We start from the raw sequence: 345 nt of genomic DNA, 5'->3' as shown, positions 1-345 counted from the left end.
CTGTTCCGCGGCATCAGCCAGACGCGCAACAACTGGGCCTTCCAGGGCACGGCCGATGTCCAGCACGACAGCGGCTTCTATATCGGCGCCTTCCTTACCAATGCGAAATTCGTCGCAAGCCCCTGGAACGACACGCGGCAGGAACTCGACCTGCTGGCCGGCTACCGCTTCGAGCTGGGAGGCGTCGCGCTCGATGTCGGCTACATCGCCTATCTCTACCCAGGTCAGGACAAGGCGCCGGGCACGCAGCTGAACGAGTACCACGAGATCGCCCTCAAGGCCTCCTACACCATCGACATCGTCAAGCTGATGGGCGCCTTCAACTACTCGCCGAACTTCTTCGGC

General features: G+C 62.3%; 1 protein-coding gene. It reads left to right on the top strand.

Going from position 1 to position 345, the window contains the following annotated elements; translation table 11 throughout:
- Nucleotides 1-345: TorF family putative porin (locus JMJ56_RS33390; protein ID WP_236039093.1), on the top strand; the 345-nt coding region annotated here is incomplete at both ends.

The organism is Belnapia arida (assembly GCF_016773205.1).
GTDB classification, from domain to species: Bacteria; Pseudomonadota; Alphaproteobacteria; order Acetobacterales; family Acetobacteraceae; genus Belnapia; species Belnapia arida.
The sequence above is the reverse complement of the archived record's forward strand: the minus strand, read 5'-3'. Positions and strand labels throughout refer to the sequence as shown.